At 30.1% G+C, this 24,810-nt stretch carries 21 protein-coding genes; 12 read left to right on the forward strand and 9 right to left on the reverse strand.

Going from position 1 to position 24,810, the window contains the following annotated elements; translation table 11 throughout:
• The first annotated feature begins 17 nt into the window (after window positions 1–17).
• The 4 genes from ACREVX_RS06000 (at window position 18) to ACREVX_RS06015 (ending at window position 3,746) form a co-directional block, all read left to right on the forward strand.
• Window positions 18–1,415, forward strand: coding sequence for an MATE family efflux transporter (locus tag ACREVX_RS06000; protein ID WP_431543257.1), 1,398 nt, complete (start codon window positions 18–20; stop codon window positions 1,413–1,415).
• Between the two features lie 168 nt (window positions 1,416–1,583).
• A complete protein-coding gene (locus tag ACREVX_RS06005) occupies window positions 1,584–2,084 on the forward strand; it encodes a hypothetical protein (RefSeq protein ID WP_431543258.1) in 501 nt (166 codons plus the stop codon).
• Window positions 2,085–2,171: 87 nt separating this feature from the next.
• A complete protein-coding gene (locus ACREVX_RS06010; RefSeq protein ID WP_431543259.1) occupies window positions 2,172–3,005 on the forward strand; it encodes a type I phosphomannose isomerase catalytic subunit in 834 nt (277 codons plus the stop codon).
• Window positions 3,006–3,053: 48 nt separating this feature from the next.
• Window positions 3,054–3,746 (forward strand): peptidylprolyl isomerase, encoded by a 693-nt coding sequence (locus ACREVX_RS06015; protein WP_431543260.1) that lies wholly within the window; start codon window positions 3,054–3,056, stop codon window positions 3,744–3,746.
• Window positions 3,747–3,875: 129 nt separating this feature from the next.
• Here ACREVX_RS06015 and ACREVX_RS06020 read toward each other — a convergent pair whose 3' ends face one another.
• Both ACREVX_RS06020 and ACREVX_RS06025 read right to left on the reverse strand, forming a co-directional pair.
• Window positions 3,876–4,259: a hypothetical protein gene (locus ACREVX_RS06020; protein ID WP_431543261.1), complete on the reverse strand. Its 384-nt coding sequence runs from the start codon at window positions 4,257–4,259 to the stop codon at window positions 3,876–3,878.
• 64 nt (window positions 4,260–4,323) lie between these two features.
• A complete protein-coding gene (locus ACREVX_RS06025; protein WP_431543262.1) occupies window positions 4,324–4,767 on the reverse strand; it encodes a cell wall hydrolase in 444 nt (147 codons plus the stop codon).
• A gap of 353 nt (window positions 4,768–5,120) precedes the next feature.
• On the opposite strand from ACREVX_RS06025, the gene ACREVX_RS06030 reads away from it, so the two are divergent.
• Entirely contained in the window at window positions 5,121–6,068 is a 948-nt protein-coding gene (locus ACREVX_RS06030) for a serine/threonine-protein kinase (protein ID WP_431543263.1), read from the forward strand.
• A 187-nt stretch (window positions 6,069–6,255) separates the two neighbouring features.
• A complete protein-coding gene (locus ACREVX_RS06035; RefSeq protein ID WP_431543264.1) occupies window positions 6,256–7,518 on the forward strand; it encodes a C40 family peptidase in 1,263 nt (420 codons plus the stop codon).
• Window positions 7,519–7,605: 87 nt separating this feature from the next.
• Here the strand turns inward: ACREVX_RS06035 and ACREVX_RS06040 are convergent, their stop codons facing one another.
• A complete protein-coding gene (locus ACREVX_RS06040) occupies window positions 7,606–8,700 on the reverse strand; it encodes a DUF3810 domain-containing protein (protein WP_431543265.1) in 1,095 nt (364 codons plus the stop codon).
• 340 nt (window positions 8,701–9,040) lie between these two features.
• Between ACREVX_RS06040 and ACREVX_RS06045 the strand changes: the two genes are divergently transcribed.
• Window positions 9,041–10,423, forward strand: coding sequence for an MATE family efflux transporter (locus ACREVX_RS06045; RefSeq protein ID WP_431543266.1), 1,383 nt, complete (start codon window positions 9,041–9,043; stop codon window positions 10,421–10,423).
• Between the two features lie 86 nt (window positions 10,424–10,509).
• On the opposite strand, the gene ACREVX_RS06050 is transcribed toward ACREVX_RS06045, so the two are convergent.
• A complete protein-coding gene (locus ACREVX_RS06050) occupies window positions 10,510–10,698 on the reverse strand; it encodes a hypothetical protein (RefSeq protein WP_431543267.1) in 189 nt (62 codons plus the stop codon).
• 125 nt (window positions 10,699–10,823) lie between these two features.
• Window positions 10,824–11,606 carry a polysaccharide deacetylase family protein gene (locus ACREVX_RS06055; protein ID WP_431543268.1) on the reverse strand — a complete coding sequence of 261 codons (783 nt, stop codon included), beginning with the start codon at window positions 11,604–11,606 and terminating at the stop codon, window positions 10,824–10,826.
• 367 nt (window positions 11,607–11,973) lie between these two features.
• Between ACREVX_RS06055 and ACREVX_RS06060 the strand changes: the two genes are divergently transcribed.
• Window positions 11,974–13,125 carry a Rossmann-fold NAD(P)-binding domain-containing protein gene (locus tag ACREVX_RS06060; RefSeq protein ID WP_431543269.1) on the forward strand — a complete coding sequence of 384 codons (1,152 nt, stop codon included), beginning with the start codon at window positions 11,974–11,976 and terminating at the stop codon, window positions 13,123–13,125.
• 78 nt (window positions 13,126–13,203) lie between these two features.
• Here ACREVX_RS06060 and ACREVX_RS06065 read toward each other — a convergent pair whose 3' ends face one another.
• The 3 genes from ACREVX_RS06065 to ACREVX_RS06075 all read right to left on the reverse strand — a co-directional run bounded on the left by ACREVX_RS06065 (window position 13,204) and on the right by ACREVX_RS06075 (window position 15,947).
• Complete coding sequence (locus ACREVX_RS06065) at window positions 13,204–13,575, reverse strand: hypothetical protein (protein ID WP_431543270.1); 372 nt, start codon at window positions 13,573–13,575, stop codon at window positions 13,204–13,206.
• A gap of 17 nt (window positions 13,576–13,592) precedes the next feature.
• Window positions 13,593–14,774 (reverse strand): cation:proton antiporter, encoded by a 1,182-nt coding sequence (locus ACREVX_RS06070; RefSeq protein ID WP_431543271.1) that lies wholly within the window; start codon window positions 14,772–14,774, stop codon window positions 13,593–13,595.
• A gap of 276 nt (window positions 14,775–15,050) precedes the next feature.
• Entirely contained in the window at window positions 15,051–15,947 is an 897-nt protein-coding gene (locus tag ACREVX_RS06075; RefSeq protein WP_431543272.1) for a chemotaxis protein, read from the reverse strand.
• 192 nt (window positions 15,948–16,139) lie between these two features.
• Here ACREVX_RS06075 and ACREVX_RS06080 point away from each other — a divergent pair, with 192 nt between their 5' ends.
• From ACREVX_RS06080 to ACREVX_RS06095, 4 genes are all read left to right on the forward strand, one after another.
• Window positions 16,140–19,223, forward strand: coding sequence for a DEAD/DEAH box helicase (locus ACREVX_RS06080; RefSeq protein WP_431543273.1), 3,084 nt, complete (start codon window positions 16,140–16,142; stop codon window positions 19,221–19,223).
• 107 nt (window positions 19,224–19,330) lie between these two features.
• Complete coding sequence (locus tag ACREVX_RS06085) at window positions 19,331–20,143, forward strand: SWIM zinc finger family protein (RefSeq protein ID WP_431543274.1); 813 nt, start codon at window positions 19,331–19,333, stop codon at window positions 20,141–20,143.
• 139 nt (window positions 20,144–20,282) lie between these two features.
• On the forward strand, window positions 20,283–22,394 hold the full coding sequence (locus ACREVX_RS06090; RefSeq protein WP_431543275.1) for a methyl-accepting chemotaxis protein: 2,112 nt from the start codon (window positions 20,283–20,285) through the stop codon (window positions 22,392–22,394).
• A gap of 120 nt (window positions 22,395–22,514) precedes the next feature.
• Window positions 22,515–22,715: a hypothetical protein gene (locus tag ACREVX_RS06095; protein WP_431543276.1), complete on the forward strand. Its 201-nt coding sequence runs from the start codon at window positions 22,515–22,517 to the stop codon at window positions 22,713–22,715.
• A gap of 68 nt (window positions 22,716–22,783) precedes the next feature.
• Here the strand turns inward: ACREVX_RS06095 and gltX are convergent, their stop codons facing one another.
• Window positions 22,784–24,439, reverse strand: coding sequence for a glutamate--tRNA ligase (gene gltX, locus ACREVX_RS06100; protein ID WP_431543277.1), 1,656 nt, complete (start codon window positions 24,437–24,439; stop codon window positions 22,784–22,786).
• Between the last annotated feature and the right edge of the window lie 371 nt (window positions 24,440–24,810).

Raw genomic sequence — 24,810 nt, forward strand, 5'->3', positions numbered from 1 at the left:
ATTAGGAGTGGTAAATAATGATGAACGCCTTTAAGGCAAAAATAAGAATAATCTATCTTAAATTGAAAAACCCTAGATCGAAAGAGGTTTTAAATATTGCTTGGCCAGTTTTAACAGAATTATTGCTAGGAAGCCTATTTGGTATGATTGATATGATAATGCTCGGCAGGTTAAGTGACACAGGGGTCGCGGCTGCATCTGTTGCGGCAGTTGGAATTACTAACCAACCTTTGTTTATTGGACTATCTTTAGTACAGGCATTAAATATAGGTGGAACAGCAATGGTTGCTAGATATATAGGGTCTGGGAAATTAGATAAAGTTGAAAATACGATTAAACATATTATATTGTTAACCCAGATTTTTTTTGCACTACCTTTAAGTATAATTGGCTTACTATTTACCAAGGAAATTATGGTATTTATGGGAGCGCAAGCTGATACACTACTTGTAGGAGAATTTTATTTTAGAGCAGTAATGGTGGGGTTTATATTTCAATCCTTTAATTTCTCATTATCAGCAGTATTAAGAGGTGCTGGTGATACTAAGACACCGATGAATGTAAATTTAAAGGCTAACTTCTTTAATGTGTTTGGGAATGCTATTTTAATATATGGATTATTAGGGTTGCCAGCGTTAGGAGTAACAGGAGCAGGTATATCGACAGCAGTATCTAATATAGTTGCATCTGTTCTACTATGTATACGTTTGTTGTCAGGAAAAGCTATAATTAAGATTAATATCAATAGTCGTTTTAAATTTAATAAAAATATAATGTATAACTTAATTCGAATTGGAATACCAGCGTCACTGGAACAAATGTCAATGAGATTCGGGCTTATGATATTTATTAAAGTAGTGGCAGCTTTAGGTACGGTTACACTAGCAGCACACCAAATTTGTTTAAGTATATTAGGATTGTCATTTACCCCAGGGCAAGCTTTTGGGATTGCAGCATCTTCTCTAGTTGGACGAAGCCTAGGACAGGGAAAACCGGTAAGGGCAGATGAATATGGAAAGGAGGCCAGAAGAATAGGTTCTGTAATATCCTCTATAATGGCAATAATTTTATTTGTGTTTGGTCCACAATTGGTAGGGTTATATACAACAGATCCAGATATCATAAGACAATCATCTAATGCCCTTAAAATTATTGCAGTTGTCCAACCATTTCAATCTTCTCAATTAATTTTATCTGGCGCACTTAGAGGTGCAGGCGATACATTTTGGCCATTTGTGGCAACATTTATAGGTGTTATTGGAATTAGAGTAGTGCTTGCATATATATTTGTAAATAAATTAGGACTTGGTCTTTCGGGAGCATGGATGGCAGTATTCGTTGATCAATTTATAAGATGGGTACTTATATATTCAAGATATAGAACAGGAAAATGGAAGTATATAAAATTAAAATAAATAGGATTTAAATAGATAAAAGGGAGTGGGTAAGAGGTTTTATGAAAAACATCTTATTCATTCTTTTTGCTTTATTATTTTTAATGCATTATAACATAATTTGGGTTATAATATTATACAGAGTTGAAGGTAAAAGAAATATATAATCTTAAATTTGAGGTGATGAATATGGATAAGGAAAATCTAAAAGCATCGTTAGTAATTGCAATTATTGGTATAATTTTAATATCGGTCATTTATTTTAAACCGGTAAACATTGAAAGAAGTTATGGCGGATACATGTATGCACAGAATAATGAATTTGGAAAATCAACAGAGATTAAACTTGTAGGAACATTAAAAAAGAAATTATCTTTAAATTATGTATTTACTGGTAGTATAGAAGTGGATGGTATTAAGGAAAATATTATTCTAAAAAGAATATGGGCAAAAAATAATATTTTCAAAACTATTGGGTACAGTGCTTTTATAGAAGACAAAAATAGTAAAACAGGTGATTATGAAGTTAATGGTACACTTAACACATCAGGTGACTTTAATGAAATAATTATTAGATTATCGAAAATAGACATTAAATATAATGGTGAATATACCATTTGTGGTCCAAGTAGTACGCTCAAAGAGGCAGAATCTCTTTTAACAAAAATGAGAAAGACAATTAAGTTATAGGATTATATATAACATTATAGAAGAAACCTTGTATTTATAAAAGTTTAGCTTATAATCTAAAATATTAAAATTACTGGAGGAGTTACAATGTCTAAAGAATTAATTCTAAAATTAAAGCCGTTCATTAGTGAGAAAATATGGGGATGGGAAAAATGGGTGCTTGCTTGTAATGAGGATGGAAATTGTACTATTCAAGAGGGGTTTTATGAAGGCCAAAAACTATCTGAAATTTTAGGTCGAGGTAATGATTTTCCTATATTAAACAAAATTATACGTGCAGAAGATACTTTATCAGTACAGGTACATCCAAATGATGAGTATGCTAAAAGGGTTGAAAATGCTAATGGTAAAACAGAGTGTTGGTATATTTTAGAGGCAAAAGATGGTGCAACTTTAATATCTGGAATAAAGAAAGGTTTAAACAAGGATAAACTAAGAGAAATTATAAAACAAGATAAATTAGAGGACTATTTGGAGAGAATCAATATTAAAAGCGGAGATTTTATTTATATACCAGCAGGTACAGTGCATGCTATAGAAGCTGGAGTCAAACTTATTGAAGTACAACAAAATAGTAATATTACCTATAGACTCCATGATTGGGGACGCGGCCGTGAAGTTCATATAGAAAAATCATTAGACGTAATAGATTATGAAGGAGAGAATAAAGGCGGAAAAATTGAAAATTTTACTAAATTAGAGACTCCTTATTTTAATGTTGAAAAAATTATTGTTAGCAGTAACTATAAAGACATCGTTAATGGTAGTTTCCATAGCTATACTGTTATATGTGGTGAGGGTATAATAAAATGGAGTAATGAGAAAATACAATTAAAGCGGGAAGAAACAATTTACATATCAAAAGGGATAAAGTATATACTTGAAGGGGATATGGAATTAATTAAATCTAGTGTAGTGTAGTAAGTGTAATTTAGTAGTTTAAAATTAGCATAAAGGAGCGTTTTCAAAATGAAAAGGATAAAATTTTTAAGAAAAACAATGGTATTATTTACACTGATTTTTGTGGTTATTGCAGGAGGATGTGGAAATAAGGAACAAGCTAAGGTTGACGATACTACAAAGGTAGAACAAGCGGTTGAACCCACAGCAGTTAAAAAGCCAACAGAAAAAGGAGCCAATGACAAAAATCCAATGGTTACTATAGAAATGGAAGATGGTTCAATTATAAAGATAGAATTATATCCAGAAATTGCCCCTAATACAGTTAGAAACTTTGTTTCATTAGTTCAAAGTAAATTTTATGATGGATTAATTTTTCATAGGGTAATTACAGACTTTATGATACAGGGTGGTGACCCAGAAGGAACAGGCACAGGCGGACCTGGTTATGAAATAAGTGGCGAGTTTAGTAATAATGGCTTTGAGAATGCTTTAAAACATGAAAGAGGAGTAATATCTATGGCTAGAAGTGCTGATCTAGATTCAGCTGGTTCACAATTTTTTATAATGGTTAAGGATACCAGTAGTTTAGATGGTGATTATGCACCGTTTGGTAAGGTTACTCAAGGATTAGAAACAGTAGATAAAATAGTAGCTGTAGAAAAAGATGGTAGTGACAAACCTACAAAAGATCAAAAGATGAAAAAAGTAACTGTAGACACTTTTGGAGTTAAGTATGGTGAAGTAGAAAAGATGAAATAAAAATAAGTGATGCCGCTAGTAAATTAAGATTACTAGTGGCATCACTTATATAATAGTATTGCATGCTATAGATATTGAATTACATGTTACATTATGGTTACAGATAGAAAATTATATTAAATATTTATGTTACAGTGGACACGTAGTAGTTTGATTATCAAAAACTGTCACAAATTTAATTGAGTAAATATCACACATTATTAAATTATCTGTACTAGGCTCTTTAAGGACAATAAAACTAATTCCAACTTCCTGTAAAGTGCCGGTTCTATCTTGAATGGTATTTGTTCCAAGTAAAAAAGCAACTCTCATATATTTGCCAATTTTACCTTGTAACCAACCTTGGTTATAGAGAGGATTGTTTACTATTGGCGAGCCAGGTGCAATTTCATAACTCTGAGTAGAAGCAGAATCTCCGGGCATAGGATTTTCTCTTTCATCATCATTCATGCCGAATTTTGGCATAGACGTAGTTGAAGATTGATTAAAATTGTTAGGTGGTGAAATAAACATAAAAAACCTCCTTAAAGAATAATATTAAATCATTATTTAAATAAATGTAAGCAATGCTTTTTAATTAAGTAGTAAAATACTTTGCTGTAGGATTGTAAAAGCAATGTTTAAGTACTTCAACTTGAAAGGTGCCGCTGCCATTGAAAGGGAATTCATATGGACAACCTGGAAGAAATGGGTTAAAATACCATAAAGATTCGCCGGTTGTATACAATCTATTACCAGCTAATGCCCAATCAGCGATATCGTAATGGATTTGTTCTGGTGGACTTGCATAAATAGTTTGTGGATTAGGGAGACCTCCAAGTGCAGAAGCTACGCAATCAAATTGCCCCATCTGAAATATTACTTTTCTTAAATCACCTTGACCAGTCCTAAGATATTCACCAGCGGCTACGTTAACTCTGTTCATAATTACAGAGGCAACTGCTTTCATTCCATTGTCTCCCTCTCCACCGGCCTCACACTTTATTAATCTAGCTAATAATTCTCTAGCACTGTAAGCCATTGTTAGTCATCTCCTTAAATCGCTTTACAGTATTAATATATTCAGGATGATAATAATGGTACATAATAAATAAAAATAAAACTGTTATATTCTGTGTAAGATTTAATTTAAATAATTACTGGTAAAGATATCGAAAATTTGATACAATTACTTGTATATACGTTTGATATTCGATATGCTTATTAAATATAAATATATTTAACATATGAAAAATTAAATATCTAATACATATATATGTATATAATGTTATTAGAAAATATATGACTATAAGTGTAAAATAATCCATAAGGGTTAGAGTTAAATATATATTATTTAATAAATAAGTTATGAAACATTTATACAAGAGGTGAATTATGCTAAATAGTGGAGATATATTAGATGAAAAATATGAGGTAATTAAAATTTTGGGTAAGGGTGGAATGGGCACCGTTTATTTATGCAAAAATATAATACTAGGGAATTTTTGGGCAATTAAAGAAGTGATAAGAAATACAAAAAATATAGATATTTTAGCTGAAGCTAACATTATAAAAGGTTTAAATCATCCAGGTATTCGTAGAATAGTTAATGTGTTTTATGTAAATAACAATGTGTACATGGTTCAAGACTATGTAGATGGGCAAACACTGAAGGAGTTTGTTGAAGCAAATGGTAGAATGCAAATAGAAAAAATTTGTAGGATTACTTCCGATTTATGTGATATTGTAGGTTATTTGCACAATCAAAATCCGGCTATCATATATAGAGACATAAAACCATCCAATATAATGATAACGACTGGTGAAAAAATTGTTTTAATAGATTTTGGTATTTCAAAAATTTATAAGAATGATGCTGTGGTAGATACTGTGTGTGCATGTTCTAATGGATATGCAGCACCAGAGCAATATGGGGCTGGTAAGTCTTGTACTCAAACTGATATATATGGTATTGGAATGTTAATATACTTTATGCTTAAAGGGAGACCACCTTTTACAGGTATAGAGCCGCTCTTAGAAGAAAATTATGAAACATATATTAATGAAAATTTAAAAATAGTAATAAAGAAGTGTGTTAAAATTGATATTAAAGATAGGTATACTTCTGTTAAGGCTTTACATAAAGAAATTTTAAAGATATTAAAAAAAGATAAATCTCAAATTTCAGTTCAAGGTAAAGTTAAAAAGACGGTTAAAGGTGTTCTCGGTTTTATAGGTGCAATTTTAGCATATATTTATATTTTACATTGGAATAAAAAAGAAAGTACAGTTATGAATACTATAGATAGGACTGAAATTGTGGTTCCTATAGAAGTTCATTAAGGATTAGAAAGGTATAGTTAAGGATATGTTTTGTAACTGTGGATTAAAAAGGGCACAATGTTATAAAATAGAATAAATTGACTGATTTATTTGTTATGATTTGTCCTAATATAGTGCTATAATGTTGTAGTACATAATAATATGAAAATTCACTATGATTTTACAACATATAATGTGGGGGGAAACAATGAGAAGAAGAATATTACCTTTACTTATAGCTATTGGGTTAGCTATGTCAGTAAGTAGACCAATTTTAGCAGATACTTTATCACAGCAGTTAAACAATCAGAAGCAACAACTTAAGCAGCAACAGGCTTCGTATAACCAGTCACAGAAAAATTCTGAGAAATTATCCATATCTATTGAGATGTTAGACTCTGATATTGAAAATATGTACTATAGTATTGATAACGCTAAAAAAGAGATAGAGAGTACTCAAAAAAAGATAGAGCAAACTACAAAAGACATAATAGTTGCACAGGACAATATAAAGGGTGAGGAAATTCTATTTAATGAAAGAATGAGAGTTATGTACATGAATGGTGCAGATAGCTATTTAGAAATATTACTTGATTCTAAGGGAGTAGAAGACCTTATCTCAAGAGTTGAAAATGTTAAAAAAATAGTAGAATATGATAACCAAATTATAAAAGAATTAAATGAGAAAAAACAAGCTATCGAGGATAGAAAAAAATTACTTAATGATAGTAAAGTAAAGGTTTTGGCATTAAAGGCTGATAATGAAACTAAATTGGACAAGCTTAGTGTAAAGAAACAAGAACAAAATGTATTAATAGTAGAAGCTGGAAAACAGCAACAATTGCAAAAGAATGAAATAGCAGAAACTCAAGCATTATTAGGTAATACCACAGATCAAATAGAAGATCAGGTAAAGCAAGCAGAGCAGGTTCAGCAAACTAAAGTTGCTGCTCATCAAGCTAAAGTTGCTGCACAGCAAAAAAGTATAAGTGATGTAGCGATAGTTCCGCAGGCTTCGCAGCAAGTTACTTTATCTAGAGGTAATTTAAGTGATGTAACAAGAAGTGAACCAAAAGTTCAAGCAGTTCAAAAAACAAGCCAACCACAAAACACTTCATCAGTCAGTTCAAACGAAGTAATAGCATATGCTAAAACATTTTTAGGAACACCATACGAATGGGCGGCTAATGGACCTAATACTTTTGATTGTTCAGGTTTCACAAAATATGTGTTTGCACATTTTGGAATAAGTATGGGTAGAACTACTTATGTACAAATAACTCAGGGTCAATATGTATCTAGAGGAAATTTACAACCAGGAGATTTAGTCTTTTTTGGGACAGGCACTCCTCATCACGTTGGTATTTATGTAGGTAATAATTGTTATATTCATGCTCCACAAACAGGTGACGTAGTTAAAATATCACAATTAACAAGAAGTGACTACTTGTCTGCAAGAAGATTTAGATAATAAATGTAGTATAAGTTGATTTATTGTAAAGATTTGTTTAATAATTCCTTAAATACCGGGTCTAGTTTAGACACGGTATTTAAGGAATTATTTTTTTCGATAATTTGCGAGGAGTAAGTCTACCATTGCACCATAGCTTTTTGTTCCAGATTTTTGATTTTGAGATTTGAGGTAAGTATCATTAACTTTATCACCTATCTTGTCTACAGGACCAGAATATTTTTGCCAAAATTCTTGATTGTAATTTAAATCATTAATTACACCTGTGCTACAAGTTAAAATTAAATCTTTATACCTTTCGGGATCAATTTTATGTAACACATTATATGAATAAGATAATGCAGCAAGTGTCCCTGAATATTGAAAGTTAACATCTGGATGATTTATGCAGGCTACATATGCAAGGTAATTAGCTTCATCTTCCTTAGCAAATCCAATTTGATGGGCCATTTCGTGGGTTGTTGTAAAGGGAAGAAATGAATCTGGCTCTGTCATATTTATATTTGCTTCGCCTGTAAACGGGAAATAAAAACCTGTAATTCCTGTATAACTCATCGTATTAGATAGTAGTATAGCTTTAGGGGTACCATAGTTACCTTTTAACTTAGGATATTGCAGGGAAGCTTTATCGTATCCTAAATGAGCAGTTTCTAGTATGTACTTCCTATTGTAGGGTAGTTCCATTACCCCATACTGATTTTCATTTATTTTTTCTCTCAGAGCATTTGAACTATCTGTAAGGCTCTCGCAAAGCAAAGCAAGCTCATTTGAAGAAGACGAGCGTACATTTAATTCAAATAATTTATTTAGGGTAAGTCTTTGATAATTAAATCCCCATAAAACCTGGAATGAAAAATATATGAGTCCCGATGTAGCGAGTATGTTTATAATAAAAATTTTTAGAATTTTTAATCTTTTGTTTTTGTATTTACATATTGTGAAAATCATATTTAAGATGTACAACAATGTTAGAATTACAAAAGATATAAGTATAAGTTCTGCAAGAGAAAAGGGCAGCAATCCTGTAATTACACTTAAAATTTTAGCAATTATTTTATAAATAAAGGATGAATAAAAATTTTCTATAAAAGTTGGAAATATCTTAGAAAGTTGGGTAATTACAATACCAAGGGGTAAAAGTAAAATTAATAACAATTGTTTAGTAGACAAGAAATTTTTCAAAATAAACACCTTCTTTATTTATTTTATACTAATATTTTATTGTTTTATACATGAATTTTAAAGAGTATTTATACTATATCATATATTATGGTTTTAAAGAGTTAAGAAAATGAAAAATATTAACATGCTACTCAAATAGTAATTAAAGAAGGAATATATTATTTATTTAATATATTCCTTCTTTGCATATTTTAGTTTTTTTCTTAATAATACATTGTTTTATTTTTTACTCTAAGGAATAGAAGGTTGGATGGTTTAATAAGTATAAAATTATTCATTAAATTTATTTATACTAATATACTTAATAATGAAAATTATTTTTTGGAGGTAGCTGGGAATTGTGAATAAAATCACTTCGAATGAAGTTCTCAATACTTCGCTGCCAGTAGTTGCGGAGATAACAATATATACGTTAATATCTATTTTTGATTTAATGATGATCGGTAGATTTGGAGGGAATATAGCAGTAAGCGCTGTAGGGTTAAGCAATAATATAACGAATGCATTTATAGGTGTATTTATTTCAGGGGGATTCTGTATAAGTATTGTTTCACTAATTTCAAGACTAGTGGGCGCGGGTCAATATAAAAGTGCTGAAAAATTCGCATCATTAGGATTTATTTTAGGATCTGTATTTTGTATAATTATCACTGCGATAGTGTTTTTTTTTGGTAAAGAATTTCTATATATACTAGGAGCAAGAAATCAAATTTTAGAAATGGGATATTCATTTATCAAGATAAATTCTATAGCTATATTTTTTTCTATGAATATGAGACTATTAAATTCAATTCTAGTAGGATACGGTGACACTTTGACACCGTTTGTATGTTGTTTAATTGTAATTTCGGTTAAATTAATTTTAAATTATTCATTAATTTTTGGTGTAGCTGGCATTGAAATTGGCTTTGGGATAGATGGATCAGCTATAGCATCCATAATCGCTTATTTATGTGGCTTTGTTTTTTCTTTGTATTATATAGTTTTCAGGGCTAAAATCAAGTTCAAACCATTTTTTGTTTTATCAATCTCAATAAAAGATATAAAAAAGATATTATCGCTTGCTATTCCCTGTTCTATGGAAGAAGCAGCATTTAGTATTAGCAAGCTGATTTGTGTTTCTATTATAATTCGTAGTGGAAGTGCTTCTTTTGCAGCTGATGAAATTGCCAATATGATAGAAGGAATTTCTGTTATGCCAAGTATTGGATTTGGTATAGCGGTTATTACTTTAGTAGGTCACAATATAGGTAAAGGAGATTATAAAAAAGCAAAAGGGGCTGCTTTTAATTGTGCCTTTTATGCCGTATTTATGATGAGTATCTTTGCTTTAATATTTTTATTTATGCCAAATATTCTGGTGAATTTTTTTCTAGGTGAAAATGAAAAAAAAGTCGCATATTTGGCAGGAAAATGTCTCGCTATAGGAGCTTTAGAACAGCCATTTATGGGTATATCACTAGTGTTTGAGGGGGCGCTTAAAGGAATAGGAGATGTTAAAAGCCCATTTTTGATTTGCTGTTTTACAAGTTGGGTTATAAGATTACCATTAACATATTATTTTATTTATGTAATGAAGTATCCAGTTACGGTATTATGGTGGATAACTGCTCTGCAGTGGGCAATAGATGCTTGCCTTATGGTAAGTGTGTTTAACTATAAATTCAATAGTATATCTAAAAAATCAAAATTTTTCAAGGTTTATAGTGGAAACAAATATTAGTAATGTGAATAAAGGGGATATCTAAAAACAATTTTTCAATCATTTTTAGATATCCCCTTTTAAAAACATAATATTTAAATTATTTATTACTCTTTGTAATTAGAAAGTGTAGAATTAGCTGCTTGCAATGCAGACTGAACCTGATTAAGGGTGTTCTGAATTTGTTGTTTATTTTCTGCCTTTTCTACTGAATTCACCGCATCAGTTAAACAAGTACTTGAATTTTGAAGTTTTTCACAGGCGTCTTGAACGTGTTGTTTTGCATTTTTTTGCATTTTAAATTCCTCCTTAAGTTCTTAATAGTATAAAAGTAGTATGAGTATTAATGTGCAAAAAAATACTCAATTTGTGAAAAAAAATAAAAATTAATTAATGTTAAATTTATTTGCAATTGGTAAAGTTAATTTACATTAGATTTTTGTCTATTTTTAATATCTATTAAAACCTCCATTCTTTCAAAAATGCTTTTATCTATATTATCACGTTTGTAGTGTTTATCTAATGGATCTAATAAATAACTATGAGTTATAGCAAATAGTTTTTTATTCTCAGTAAGTCCTTGTTTAAATATTTCTGAAAGTTTTTGAGTTGAATAGTATTCGAGTCTTAATTCATTATTTTCATTTTGTGCATATACAGGTATTGGGGTTAATATTTTTTTTGTTAGTTTATATTCAGATCTGTAAGTGTTGTGGGATTCATATTTTACGGTTGTTAATTCTTTTAATACTTTTACTGTGTTATCGTCTATTGAAAAATAACCACCACGAAAAGCTTCAATAGGACCAATTCCTAAATTCTCAATATAGTCATAACAATGTCTAATAATTATAGTTTGCTCACTATAAGAATAGTAAGATATTAAATTCTCATCTTCTTTTATAAATGGACAAAACTTTTTTATATCTTCTGGCAAATTGTTTGGATGAATGTGGAGACCAAATATGACTTTATAATCATCTTTAATTTTCTTGATTAGATTCAGATTATTCATCATTTCGGCGAAAAATGGAGTTATAAATAAAAGTGTATATATATTGTTTTTAGAATTTAATTTCAATAGTTTTTCTAAATTTAATACATTATTTTTTAAGTTATTATCAAAATTGTATCCCTCACAATCTATAGTTAAAATTAAATCGAAATCTGGTTTTTTTATATACTCATCTAAAAAATATTTCATAAATAAACACACCCCTCTAAGATATCATTGCAAATTTATAATTTGCATTGTATAATTGAATTATAACAAGCAACAACTTAATTATACGTGCGGAATTGTTACTTGTCAAAAAGTCAGTTATAATCAGTCTTACAATACGTTTTAACTAGTAGCACATCAGGTGATGATTTAATCATAAATACTTTTAAACTTAAAACACTTCAAATGGTATTTTATTATTACACCTTGTCTTATATAATTTAAAAATAGAAATAATTAGTTTATTAATTTCGAAAATTAACAAATGTGTTTTAAGTCAAAGGAATAGGATAAATGATAACAATTTATACTTGTTGTCATTTGTGACAGTAAGAGGGGGATGATATTAATGAAAACTATAGGTTTTCCAAGAATGCACAAAGAAAAAAATGAAAAAAGAGATTTTTTACCGTCATTTTTTAATATGCTAAGAAATGATAAAGTGCAAATATTTGTTGAACAAGGATATGGTTCAGCAATGGGATACACACAAGAAGATTATTTGAATGAAAATAGTAAAATGCAATTCGTATCTAATAAAGAATGTTATGAAAAAGACATAGTTTTAGTTTTACGCTCGCCAGAGTTTGAGGAAATTGAGTATATGAAAAAAGGAAGTATTTTATTAAGTATGCTTCATTATCCAACTAGAGCTACAAGAGTAGACAAGCTAAAGGAAAAAGGAATATTAGGCATTTCAATGGATTCTATTAGAAATGATTTTTTTGAGAGAATTGTTGTAGATTATGACGGAACTTCTGGAAATGGAATTAATGCAGCATTTACTGAGCTTGCTAAGAATTATAAAAGTATAAGTACCCAGGAAAGAAAACCTATAGTTGTCACCATAATGGGAATGGGACGGGTTGGGTTAACTGCAGCACGACAAGCAGGAAAATATGGGTATAATAAAGAAAATGAATATAAACTTTTAGAGAAAACTAAAGGTGTACTTGTTAATATGTTACCAAGAAATATAACCGGAGATAAAAATCAAATGATAAAAATTTTTAAAAAGACGGATATTTTAGTAGATGCAACAACTAGAGATGATGCATCTAATTATATAGTAAGCAACGAATTATTAGGGCATCTAAAAAAACATTCCATAATTTTAGATTTAACATCAGACCCGTATTTGACAGATATTTATCCTGTTCAGGTAAAAGCGTTAGAAGGAATACCACACGGAACACTTGATAAAATTGTTATCTATCCTAATGATAATGGATATAGCGATGTACCGAAGTCTTTAAGTACACTCAATCAAAGAACAGTAGTAAGTTGTAATGCATGGCCAGGTGTTAATCCAAAGGGTTGTATGGAATTGTATGGCAAGCAACTTATATATATTGTACAAAATCTTATAGGATATTCTATATGTGACTTTAATTTATATAATAATGATTATTTCAATAGAGCAATATATAGAGGCACTATCGAATGTTTTGAAGAAAGTTTAAATAACTATGGAGATGAAATAATCGATGTAGTAATATAATAAAAGCTATTGAATGCGTAAACGCATTCAATAGCTTTTATTATATTACTTTAAATTATGTGGTTACAAAGTATAATATTATAGTATTTTTTTAGATTCTAATATGTTTTCATATTCATCATTTCTTAAACCATAACATTCTAAAACTGGCATTACAAACATAACTCCAGAATCGGGAGTAGCTAAAAAATCTTTATTTATTTTATCTACAATAGTTCTCATTTTATTTTCTTTTTTTATTACGCTTATTATTGTTTTATTATATGGCTTGGTTCCTTCAACAAGGTTTCTTATACCAGCAAATATTGGAATGTCAATATTATTTCTAAGTAGTACTTTTCCAATTCCGCAACTATCTATAGTAGTAGCACCACACCCATTTTCATAAAACACTTTAGAAATATCATCTAATTCATTAACATTACTTAAGATTATAAATACAGCATACATAAGTTATCTCCCCTTTGTTAAATATTAGCTTCCTTAGCTTTTATTATAGCACTTTTAGTTAGTATTGGTCCAATTAATTCTGTAACTATTGTGGTAGCTAAAAGTATTGTTATTACTAAAGAACCTAGCTTTGTTCCGCTAAATTCCTTGCTAACAGTGATAGCTAGTCCAATAGCAACACCGACTTGTGAAAGTAATCCAAACCCTATGTACTTCTTAACAGTTTCAGGTGATTTTGATATCGTAGCACCTAAAGTTGCTCCAGATATTTTACCAATCATTCTAAATAGAAAATAGCAAACACCTGTTACACCTATTTGTGGTAATAAAGAAATATCTAATCTGCACCCCGCTAATATAAAGAAAGCAGCAATAATAGGTGGAGAGAAAGTCTCTAAGCCTGAAAATGCTTTTTTGCTGTTGGATGATACGTTCGCAACTATGCAACCCATGGTCATAGAAGCAAGTAATGAAGATAAACTAAACACTGTACATGCACCAATTAATAGTAAAATTATACCTGTAGTAAAACCAAGAACTTCTTCTTTAGTACCACACTTATCAAGTAAATAACATAGAATTATTCCTAAAATACAGCCTAGAACAAGTGATAAGACTATTTCTGCTATTGGAAATATAAGAACTTTATTTATTGTTATTTGTTGATGCTTTATAAATACCTTTGCTATGGAAGATGCAATTGAATATATCATAAGACATATTGCATCATCAACAGCTACGACTCCAAGCAGAGTACTGGTTAATGGGCCCTTAGCTTTACATTCTTTTAAAACCATAACAGTTGCAGCTGGTGCAGTTGCAGATGCTACAGCACCAAGTATTAAAGCAATAGCTATATCACCTGTTAGAACATACATTGCAATTGTAACTAATGCAAAAGCTCCCAACGCTTCACATGCCGCAATTACAAAAATGGACTTACCAAGTTTTTTTATAACTGATAATTCAAGTTCACTTCCAATATTAAAAGCAATGATTCCTAATGCAAAGTCACTAATAAATGATAGCTTGTTTAACATCGCTATATCAACAAGCTTAAATCCAGAAACTCCAAGAACTAATCCTGCAATTATGTAACCTGCAACGGATGGTATTTTAAATTTATTTATTAGTTTACCAAATATTATACCTACAATTAGAGCTGTACCTAAACTTATAAAAGCATTAATAATTATCACCTCTTTTTCATATTTTTTTATAAAACGCTTACCTATAATAATATTCCAATTAAGTTAATATAGCAATTGTCATATATATTTAAATATCATAGAATAGCCTTGTGAGTTTAGATTAGGTGTGATTAGTTTACTGAAATGCCATAATTCGCAGTATAACTTAAAAAATTACTATTTAGAAATTCACTTTAGAAAATATCTAAATAGTAACCTTGAAATTAATTTTAAATATTAATATGAATTAAACCTGCGTAATTCTTATTTCTAATATAGGATAAATTAACCTTGCACAAATCCATCAATGCAAGTTACAAGTTCTCCAATTTCGGGTTTACTCAGCTGAGCATCTGCACCAACAGAATCTCCTTTATGTTTTAAATCATTTGTAATCAATGATGAAAATAGAATAACAGGTAATTTTTTAAGAATGTTATGCTCTTTAATCTTTCTTGTCAAAGTATGACCATCCATTTGTGGCATTTCAATATCAGTTATAAGTACGTGTATATCTTCCATGAAGTTTTTGTTTTTGATCTCAACTAAATCAAGTAAATAATCCAAAACTTGTTTTCCATTATCAAATATTTTTAAATCGTTAAAGCCAGCTTTAGTTAGAGTATCTTTTAATAACATTCTGATTAAGGGGGAATCATCAGCTAAAACAAGTTTTATATTCGATCTATCTTTATAGGCTATATCGACTATTTTATCAGTGCTAATTCCTGTAGAAGGACTAATGTCAGTAACTATTTTTTCGAAATCTAACATTAATATTATTTTACTACCTAAAACGATATTACCTATAACTAGTGAATTAATAGTTATGTCATCAGGTTTAGTAATCTGTTCCCATTTAATTCGGTGGACACCTACAATGGTATCAATACTGAAAGCTACTTCAATTTTATTGAATTCACAAAGAATAATTGTTGATTTGATTTTATTTTTATGTTCTTTCTCTAAGACATATTTTAAATCTACTAAGGTTATTATTTTGTCCCTATATAAGGTAAGTCCGGCTATAGCAGGATGTGACTCGGGAAGTTTTGTTAAATTATCCGCATATATAACCTCTTTGACTTTTATAATATTAATTGCATAAAATTTATTATTTATAATAAACTCTAAGATTTCAACCTCGCCAGTTCCAGATTCTAACAGTATGTTATTATTCATATTTTCCCCTTCTTTCAAATAGATATGAGCATAGTAATTTATAAAAAAATATATACTATATATCTCGAACAGAACTAATATAACTTAACAATTAATAATATAAAAAAGATTTATATGGAAAGTCGAAATTTAAGATAATAAAATAAAATATAAAAGTGAAATAGTTTAGCTTTATATGGTAAACTGTATAGTATGAGTAAAATGAAAACATCATTATTAGAGGGTGAAGTAAAATTGATATTAAATGGCGGATGGATAGAAACTACGCAAGGCTTGCACACATTTATATTGTGGGGAGAGGGTGGAGAAACTAAATGTGTAAGAAGAGGTAGGAAACCTAAAAATGCACTTCCACTATATGAAAATATGGCTTCAATTATAGAATTGCATGACAAAATAAATAACTCAGCAAAAGAAATGAAATATGGGAAATACAAATATGATTTTGAATCTAAAGACCTTCTTAAAAGAGAAATTAGAGGGATTATCTTTAATAATTTAGATGCATTTGATATGGTTCTAAATATAGAGAAAAATAACCTAGATCAAATAGAATTATCAGGAGAGTTAAAGTATTGGATTACAGTGGCTAAATTTACTGCGGAATTAATAATAAAACATAAATATTTGCCTTCATTAACAATTGACAGAGTTCACAATAAAGTGAATTCTCAGTGGAGATGGCATACTAGTGATCCTGAGTATGTTGATAAAAAAAAGGTTCTATGTAGTAATATGCCTACGACTTGTAAATCATATTTTCACTTAGAAAATGAAGAATTCAAATATACAAACAGTGCTAAATTAGTAAGTAGTTTTATGGATTCTATGATTGATAGTATGGTAAGAAGTAGTTGTATTGATATAAATAAGGGCAATGAATACTTAGGGTACGATGTTACTAATTTAAGTAGTACTTGGATGCATTCTCTTTTTTCAAGGTTGCCTGAGATTCCAATAGAGACAAGTGATCAAATTAAAATGCTAAATGAGTATAAAAAATGGATAGAACCTATAAAAATAAAGAATAATAAATTTAAATTCCGTACATGTTTCAAGGTGAATCCACCTAACCGGGGTGATGAGTGGACACTTGAGTATTTGCTTCAAGCAAAGGATGATCCTAGTCTTATGCTGCCAGCAAAAATGATATTCGAAGAGTCAGTGGACACTATAACCTATTTGAATAAGAAATTTAATAATCCTCAAGAACGACTACTCGAAGATTTAGCAGTTGCGGCAAAGGTATTCATTCCTATTGAGAGAAGTTTGTATGATGCGGTGCCTGTAGAATGCAAGCTATCTACTGAAGAGGCTTATTCATTTTTAAGAGAAGCTGCTTATTTTTTAAATGAAAAAGGATTTGGAATTATTGCTCCAGCATGGTGGAAAAAACCTTCAAGACTTTCTGTTAAACTAAAGGATAAAAATCGAATTACAAATACTAATTCAGCGGCAAAGAGTACATTTAACATGGATACTATTCTTGAATATGATTGGAAGCTTGCATTAAATGGTAACGAGATAAGTGAGAAAGAATTTGAAAAAATTTCAAATTTAAAGGTACCATTTATTCAATTAAGAGGTCAGTGGGTTCAAGTTGATATACATCAGATTAAAACACTTTCGAAGATGAAAATGAATAAGGGTCTAAATGGAAAGATTCCAGTTGGAGAATTATTAAGGCTTAACTTAAGTGATGAGGAAATAATACCTGGAATCAGTGTTGATAATATAGATAATCAAGAAGCAGTGGGTCATTTTTTTGAAAAATTATTTAATTTAAACAATATAGAACAGGTTGGTATTCCATCAGGGTTTAGAGGTACTCTTCGTGAATATCAAAAAAGAGGGTTTTCATGGCTAACGTTTCTTAGAAATCACGGTATAGGTGCTTGTCTTGCTGATGATATGGGGCTTGGGAAAACAGTGCAAAGTATATGTCTTATGCTCTACGAGCGTGAGAAGAAGCTAACAGATAAACCTACTTTAATAATATGTCCTACTTCAGTTGTTGGCAACTGGGAAAAGGAAATTGGAAAATTTGCGCCTAATCTTAAAGCTGCAATTCATCATGGAAATAGCAGGTGGAGTTATGAAAATTTTAGCGAAGAAATACATAAAAATGAAGTAGTTATTACAACCTATGCTCTAATAGTAAGAGACAAGGATTTGTTTCAAAAGGAAGAATGGGCAGGCATTATATTGGATGAGGCCCAGAACATCAAAAATAGTGCATCAAAACAAACTCAATATATAAAAACTCTTAAAGCTGAATATAAGGTTGCATTAACAGGGACACCAGTTGAAAATAGACTTTCTGATTTATGGTCTATTATGGATTTTTTAAATAAGGGGTATTTGTACAAATGGGCTACCTTTAGGAGTGAATTTGCAATTCCAATAGAGCGGGATGGAGATCCTACAAAAAGTAATAAGCTAAAAAAAATAATTTCACCGTTTGTATTACGAAGGTTAAAAACTGATAAAAATATTATTAAAGATTTACCAGAAAAAATAGAAACTAAGGAATATGCATCGTTAACAAAGGAACAGGCTACATTATACCAAGCAGTGGTAAAAGATTGTTTAAATAAAATAGATGATTCTGAAGGTATTAGAAGAAGAGGACTTATTATTTCCTCATTAACAAAGTTTAAGCAAATTTGTAATCATCCTGTGCAATTTTTAAAGGATAATGGTGATATTGAAGGCCGTTCTGGAAAACTTGAGAGGCTTCTAGAAATGTTAGAAGTTGTTGTAGAAGAAGGGGATAGGTCATTAGTATTTACACAGTTTGCCGAAATGGGACATATTTTGGAATCAGAAATTGAGAAAAAATTAGGAGTAAGAACGTTATTTTTGCATGGAGGGACTAGCAGAAAGAAAAGGGAAGAGCTAATTGATATTTTCCAAGGGGAAGGTAATGAACCTATGGTATTTATATTATCATTAAAGGCTGGGGGACTTGGTCTAAACCTAACAAAAGCTAATCATGTTTTTCATTTTGATAGATGGTGGAACCCTGCTGTAGAAAACCAAGCAACAGATAGAGCATTTAGAATAGGTCAACTTAAGAATGTTCATGTTCATAAATTCATATGCATGGGAACACTTGAGGAAAAAATTGATGAAATGCTAGAACGAAAACAGGCTCTTGCTCAAAGCGTAGTTTCAACAAATGAAAATTGGATATCAGAGATGAGTAATAAAGAACTTAGAGAACTATTTACAATAGAGCATGAAATCAATGATAAAAATGATATAAAGTTATAAGAAGTAGAAAGTCGTTAATACATCTCCTGCGGAGCTGTTGCAGCTTCGCAGGAGATGTTTTAATGATTGTAATCTGTAATTAGATAGAGGTAAGGAGGTGTAAATTAGTGACTGGTAGAATAAGAAATGAATTTGGTAGCAATTGGTGGTCTAAGAAATGGAATAATGCGATTTCAAGTTTTACTATAAGTTCTAGAGTTGATAAAGGACGAGAATATGCAAGGGCCGGTAATGTCCTTAACATGGAAGTTTTAAAGGGAGAAATTAATGCAGAGGTTCAGGGAAGAGGATTTGAACCATATACAGTAAATATGGAGCTTGATGCGTTTACACCACTTCAGTGGGAAAAAATAATGAATATTATGTCTCGTAAAGCTATATTTTGTGCAAAACTTCTAAATGGAGAAATGCCTGAAAATATAGAGGAAGCTTTTAAAGAGGCCAAAGTTTCTCTTTTTCCAAAAAAACAAATACATTTAATAACGCACTGTTCTTGTGAGGATACTGCAAATCCATGCAAACACATCGCTGCAGTTCATTATATGCTTGGCCAGGAATTTGATAAAGATCCTTTTGTAATTTTTAAATTAAGAGGAATGGATAAGCAGCAATTTTTAAAGGCTCTTAGAACTTTAAGAAGTGGAAATGATGGAGATATAATTAAAAGAAAAGCAAAGATACACCGCAGATCAAGAAAAACTATTGAAGATTTAAGAAAAGAATTCGAAAATTTTAATAGGATAGACGATAAGCTGCAGAGTATGACATTTTCTTATGTAACACCTGAAGTTAAACATGGGGTTATAAAAACATTGGGTATTCCGGACTTTTGCACTAGTGAAGATGAGTTTAGATATAAAATGAGCACAGCATATGCCAGCGCTGAAGAGGAAACTAGAAAGTATTTAAATATAAAATGATAAAATTGAATAAAATTATAGTTATTTTTATAATATTTGTATAAACTTACAGATATTATCTTAAAAAATTGTGGGCTTAAACAATGGATTAATTGCTATTATACATACTATAATTATTAGTTATAGGGGGGATTTTAGTATGAAAGAAAAAATCAAAAGTAAAATTAAAATCAAGAGTAAAATAAAAACGAAAAAAACTAACGCAGGTATAACAAAGCAATTATTTGTAAAAAATAGTTTATTAAGAAAGTTAGTTTCGACTACCACAGCAATAGTTTTTTTCTCATTGCTGCTATTAGGACTTGTAACATTTTTTATAACGAAGAACAAAGTAACACAGGAGTTTAAACAATCAACTAATCAAATCTTAAATCAGAACAAAAATTATATTGAACTCGTAAATAAAAATGTAGAAGATATTTCAATGCAGATAGTATCTAATTCTAAGTTTACTAGCTTATTTACAACACCTGCCAAAGATGAATATGATGGATTTATAGTAAAAAATGATATTTCTGCTTATCTTCAATCTTTAAATTCAAATGGTTCGCAAAATATTATTAAAAACATCAGTGTACTTAATGATAAAGGATTATCAGGTTCATCTGTGTCCGGCAATATTACGCAGGAGCAAGTCGAAAGTATAAAAGATGAAGTATGGTATAAGGACGCATTAAAGCTTAATGGCAGAGCGTTATGGACTAAACCATACATAGACAAGCTTAATCCTGGCAGCGAGATGATTATTAGTCAAGTACGACTTTTAAAGGACATTGCTACAGGCAAGCAATGTGGAGTGATGAGAATTGATATAAACATTGATGTTTTCTCATCTACATTAAAAAATACTAAAATCGGTGAAAACGGTTATATGTTTATTGTAAATAAAGATGGAGATATAATAACAAGTAAGAACTCTGAGCAAATAGGTAAAAAAGCAAATGAAACATATTTATCTATAATAAAAAATGCTAAAGAGGGAACTTTTACTTACAAGGAAAAGAATAAAAATATGTTTGGTGTATTTTCAACATCAGACAAAACTGAATGGAAGTTTATCGCTGTAGTGCCTCATAATGAGCTTTATTCAACAGCAACTAGTATCGGGGTATTTATATTAATAATAATGGCTGTATGTATAATATTATCTTGTATTATCTCGTTTTTCACTACTCTTCAGATTACAAAACCTATAAATGATATTATAGAACTTACTAAGACTTTATCTAGAGGTAGTTTTTTAGTAGAGTCAAAGAAATATAGCATATTAGAAATTAATGAATTAAGTACATATTTTAATAAAATGGTATTAAATTTAAAAGATATGATTTTAACAACATCTAGAATTACTGACAAAACGAACGATTCAGCTAAGAAGTTACTAAGTATATGTGAAGATCTAAATATGTCTTCTGAGTCTATTAGTGCAGCTGCAGGAGAAATTGCAGCTGGATCTACAAGTCAAACACAAGAAGCTATAAGGTGTGTAGAAATTTCATACAACTTCAACTCTGAGATTAATAATGCAGTAGGTAGTTTAAATGATGTAAATAAAGCTACAAGTAAATCTGTAGATATTATGAATGAAAATAGTGTTGCTATTAATACCTTAAGCGAAACCTCAAATAATAATTCAAAGGCTATGGGAATGGTAACGGATACAATTAATGACTTAAGTAATAACACAAAAGATATAATAGGAATACTCGACAAAATTAATAATATTACACAGCAAACCAATTTACTAGCATTAAATGCTTCTATAGAAGCGGCAAGGGCAGGACAAGCTGGAAGAGGATTTTCAGTAGTTGCCAATGAAATAAGAAAACTTGCGGAGGAATCAAGGGATTCTGCACTAAAAATAAAAAGTATTATCGATAATGTAAATATGTCTATAAAAAAATCAATTAACATTTCTTCTAGTGCACAAGTTCTTTTTAATAAGGAATTAGAACAAGTGAGTCAAACAGTTAAAGCATTTAGTATAATACAGCAATCAACAGAAAATATATTAATTTCTATGGGTAATACAAAGAAGTCTATAGAAATAATAGATAGGGATAAAGATGTTTTAAATGAAAGTGTAAATAATATCTCTAATGTATCACAAAAGAATACAGCGTCGACAGAGGAGGTTACAGCATCTCTAGAAAGTCAAGTAAGTGTTAGCGCTGAAATATTTTCACTTGCAGAAAACTTAAGTGATGACTCAAGTAATCTAAAAACTCTTATAGATAAGTTTAAGTTTTAAAATATATTTTAAAATACTATTAAGTAAATGTCGTAAACTGTCGATAATAAAGAGAGTTATTATTGAGCTATGTTGTTGCAAAAAAAGAACTTGAAGATAGTGGAAAGACTTTGCTCAAAAATGGAAAATGAGAAGAATGATATAATTGTTATATTAGAAACACTTTCAGCATCAACTGAGGAGAACTCAGCTGCAACTCAGCAGGTTGCAGCCACAACTGAGCAGCAACTAGCAAGTATAGACCAAATTGTAGCACATACACAAGATCTAAAGAACCTTGCTGTAAAGCTTACAAAGGCAGTGGACGCATTTGAGGTATAGCTCATAAATAAATGTTATAAAGTAAAGAAGGAAACCAAATAATATGGTTTCCTTCTTTACTTTATATATTAAACGAACTTTTGACTTAATCTGTAGATAACGCGTTCATTGCCCATAACTTGCATTACTTCATGTAAATCTTGGGTTTGTACCTTGTTAGTTAAAGCAACTCTTACAATTGTTGCAACATCAGAAAGTATACCTTTATATAAATCGGGGTTCTTTTTATAAGTTTTTGCATTTTTTGCATATCCAAGTTTTCCAGAAAGTTCTTTAAGAACACCAAACCAAGTGTCATTATCATGAGAGTAATCATATACATCTATGTAGCTGGCAAGTACAATGTTAACATCATCCATTGGTATATGTTCAGGGAAATTAGTGCCAGCATTAATGCTACGATTATAAAAATCATCAAAGAAATATTCAATATGCTCAGCTACATCTAACCATTTCACGAAATCTTTTCTAGGTTTATCATTTTCTCTTTCAATGTTAAATATTTTTTTAGAATAATCTTCATTAGATATAAGCAATGTTGCCATTGTAGTATTATATTTTTTAGCCCAAGCAAGATAGAGATCATAAACAGTTGATGAGTCCATGGTAGCTATAACATTTTTGCTTATATCGTTAAGTTTTAAAATATCAAATAAAGCTCCACTTTTGCTCATGTTTTCAAAGGTAATGTTAAAGCTTGTGCAATTAGCATCAGCGTTCTGAGTTCTCCATTCTTGAAAATCAGAGTTAACCAAATTTATAAGATACTCAGTTACAGACATAAAAGGATATCCTTGTGATTTATAGAAATCGACAGAAATCTCAGGGTCTTTTCTTTTACTAAGCTTACGTTTTGAAGTTCCATCCATTTTCATTATTGTAGGTATATGAGCATATTCTGGAGGTGTAAATCCTAACATCTCAAACAATTGTAAATGTATAGGAAGAGATGAAAGCCATTCTTCGCCACGTATTACATGGGTTGTTCCCATCAAATAATCATCTACAGCATGAGCAAAATGATAAGTTGGAATTCCATTAGTCTTAAGGATTACAATATCTTGATCATTTTCTGGCATACTTATGGTCCCTTTAATTAAATCATTACAAATTACTCTTTTATCAGTATTTTCAGGTGCTCTAAGTCTTATAACAAAAGGAGTCCCTTTTGATAATTCATTTGTAATTTCTTCAAAACTTGCATTTCTGTGAACAGCCCATTTACCATGATATCCTGTATTTATTTTAGCATCTTGTTGAATTTTACGTGTATTGTCTAGATCTTCTTCAGTGCAAAAACAAGGATAAGCTAAACCTCTTTTTATTAAAGATTTTACAAAAGCATGATATATACTGATTCTGTCACTTTGCTTATATGGGCCATATGCACCTTTCTCATGAGTAGAATCTACAACTCCCTCATCAAAATTAATTCCAAAATCATGAAGGGTGTTTGTGCTATCTTCAATTGCGCCAGCTACTTCTCTTTTCTTGTCGGTATCCTCTACTCTAAAATAAAATATTCCATTACTTTGATGAGCTAATCTCTCGGATATAAGAGCAGCAAATACACCACCAAGATGTTGAAAGCCGGTAGGGCTTGGAGCATATCTTGTAACCATAGCGTTAGGTTTAAGATTTCGTTTTGGATAAAGTGTTCTATAGTGTTCTGGTGTTTCATGTATGGCAGGTAATAATAAATCTGCTAGTTTTAAATAATCCATTTTAATCATCCTTTCTTATAAAAGCAGAGCAGCTTAGGTGATAAGCTGACCGCTTATGACATAGTTTGTATAAAAATAAAAAACCTTTCATCCTATAATATAATAAGATGAAAGGTAAACTTTCGAGGTCCATCTAAGTTGATGAAAAGACATATTCATACTTCTTTTATCTTGCATTACATTTAACTCTAATTATACATGTATTATTAGGAATGTCAACGTGGTCTATTGTAATAGTGATATATTAGAAAACATTAAAAAGCAGATATTTAATATTAAAAGTATATATGAATTTTACAATAGGAGTATGTGTAAATAAAATATAGTATCAAAATCGTGTTAATTGAATAGAATGAATATTACCAGGAAAA

Source organism: Clostridium sp., assembly GCF_050717545.1.
GTDB lineage: Bacteria > Bacillota > Clostridia > Clostridiales > Clostridiaceae > Clostridium_AD.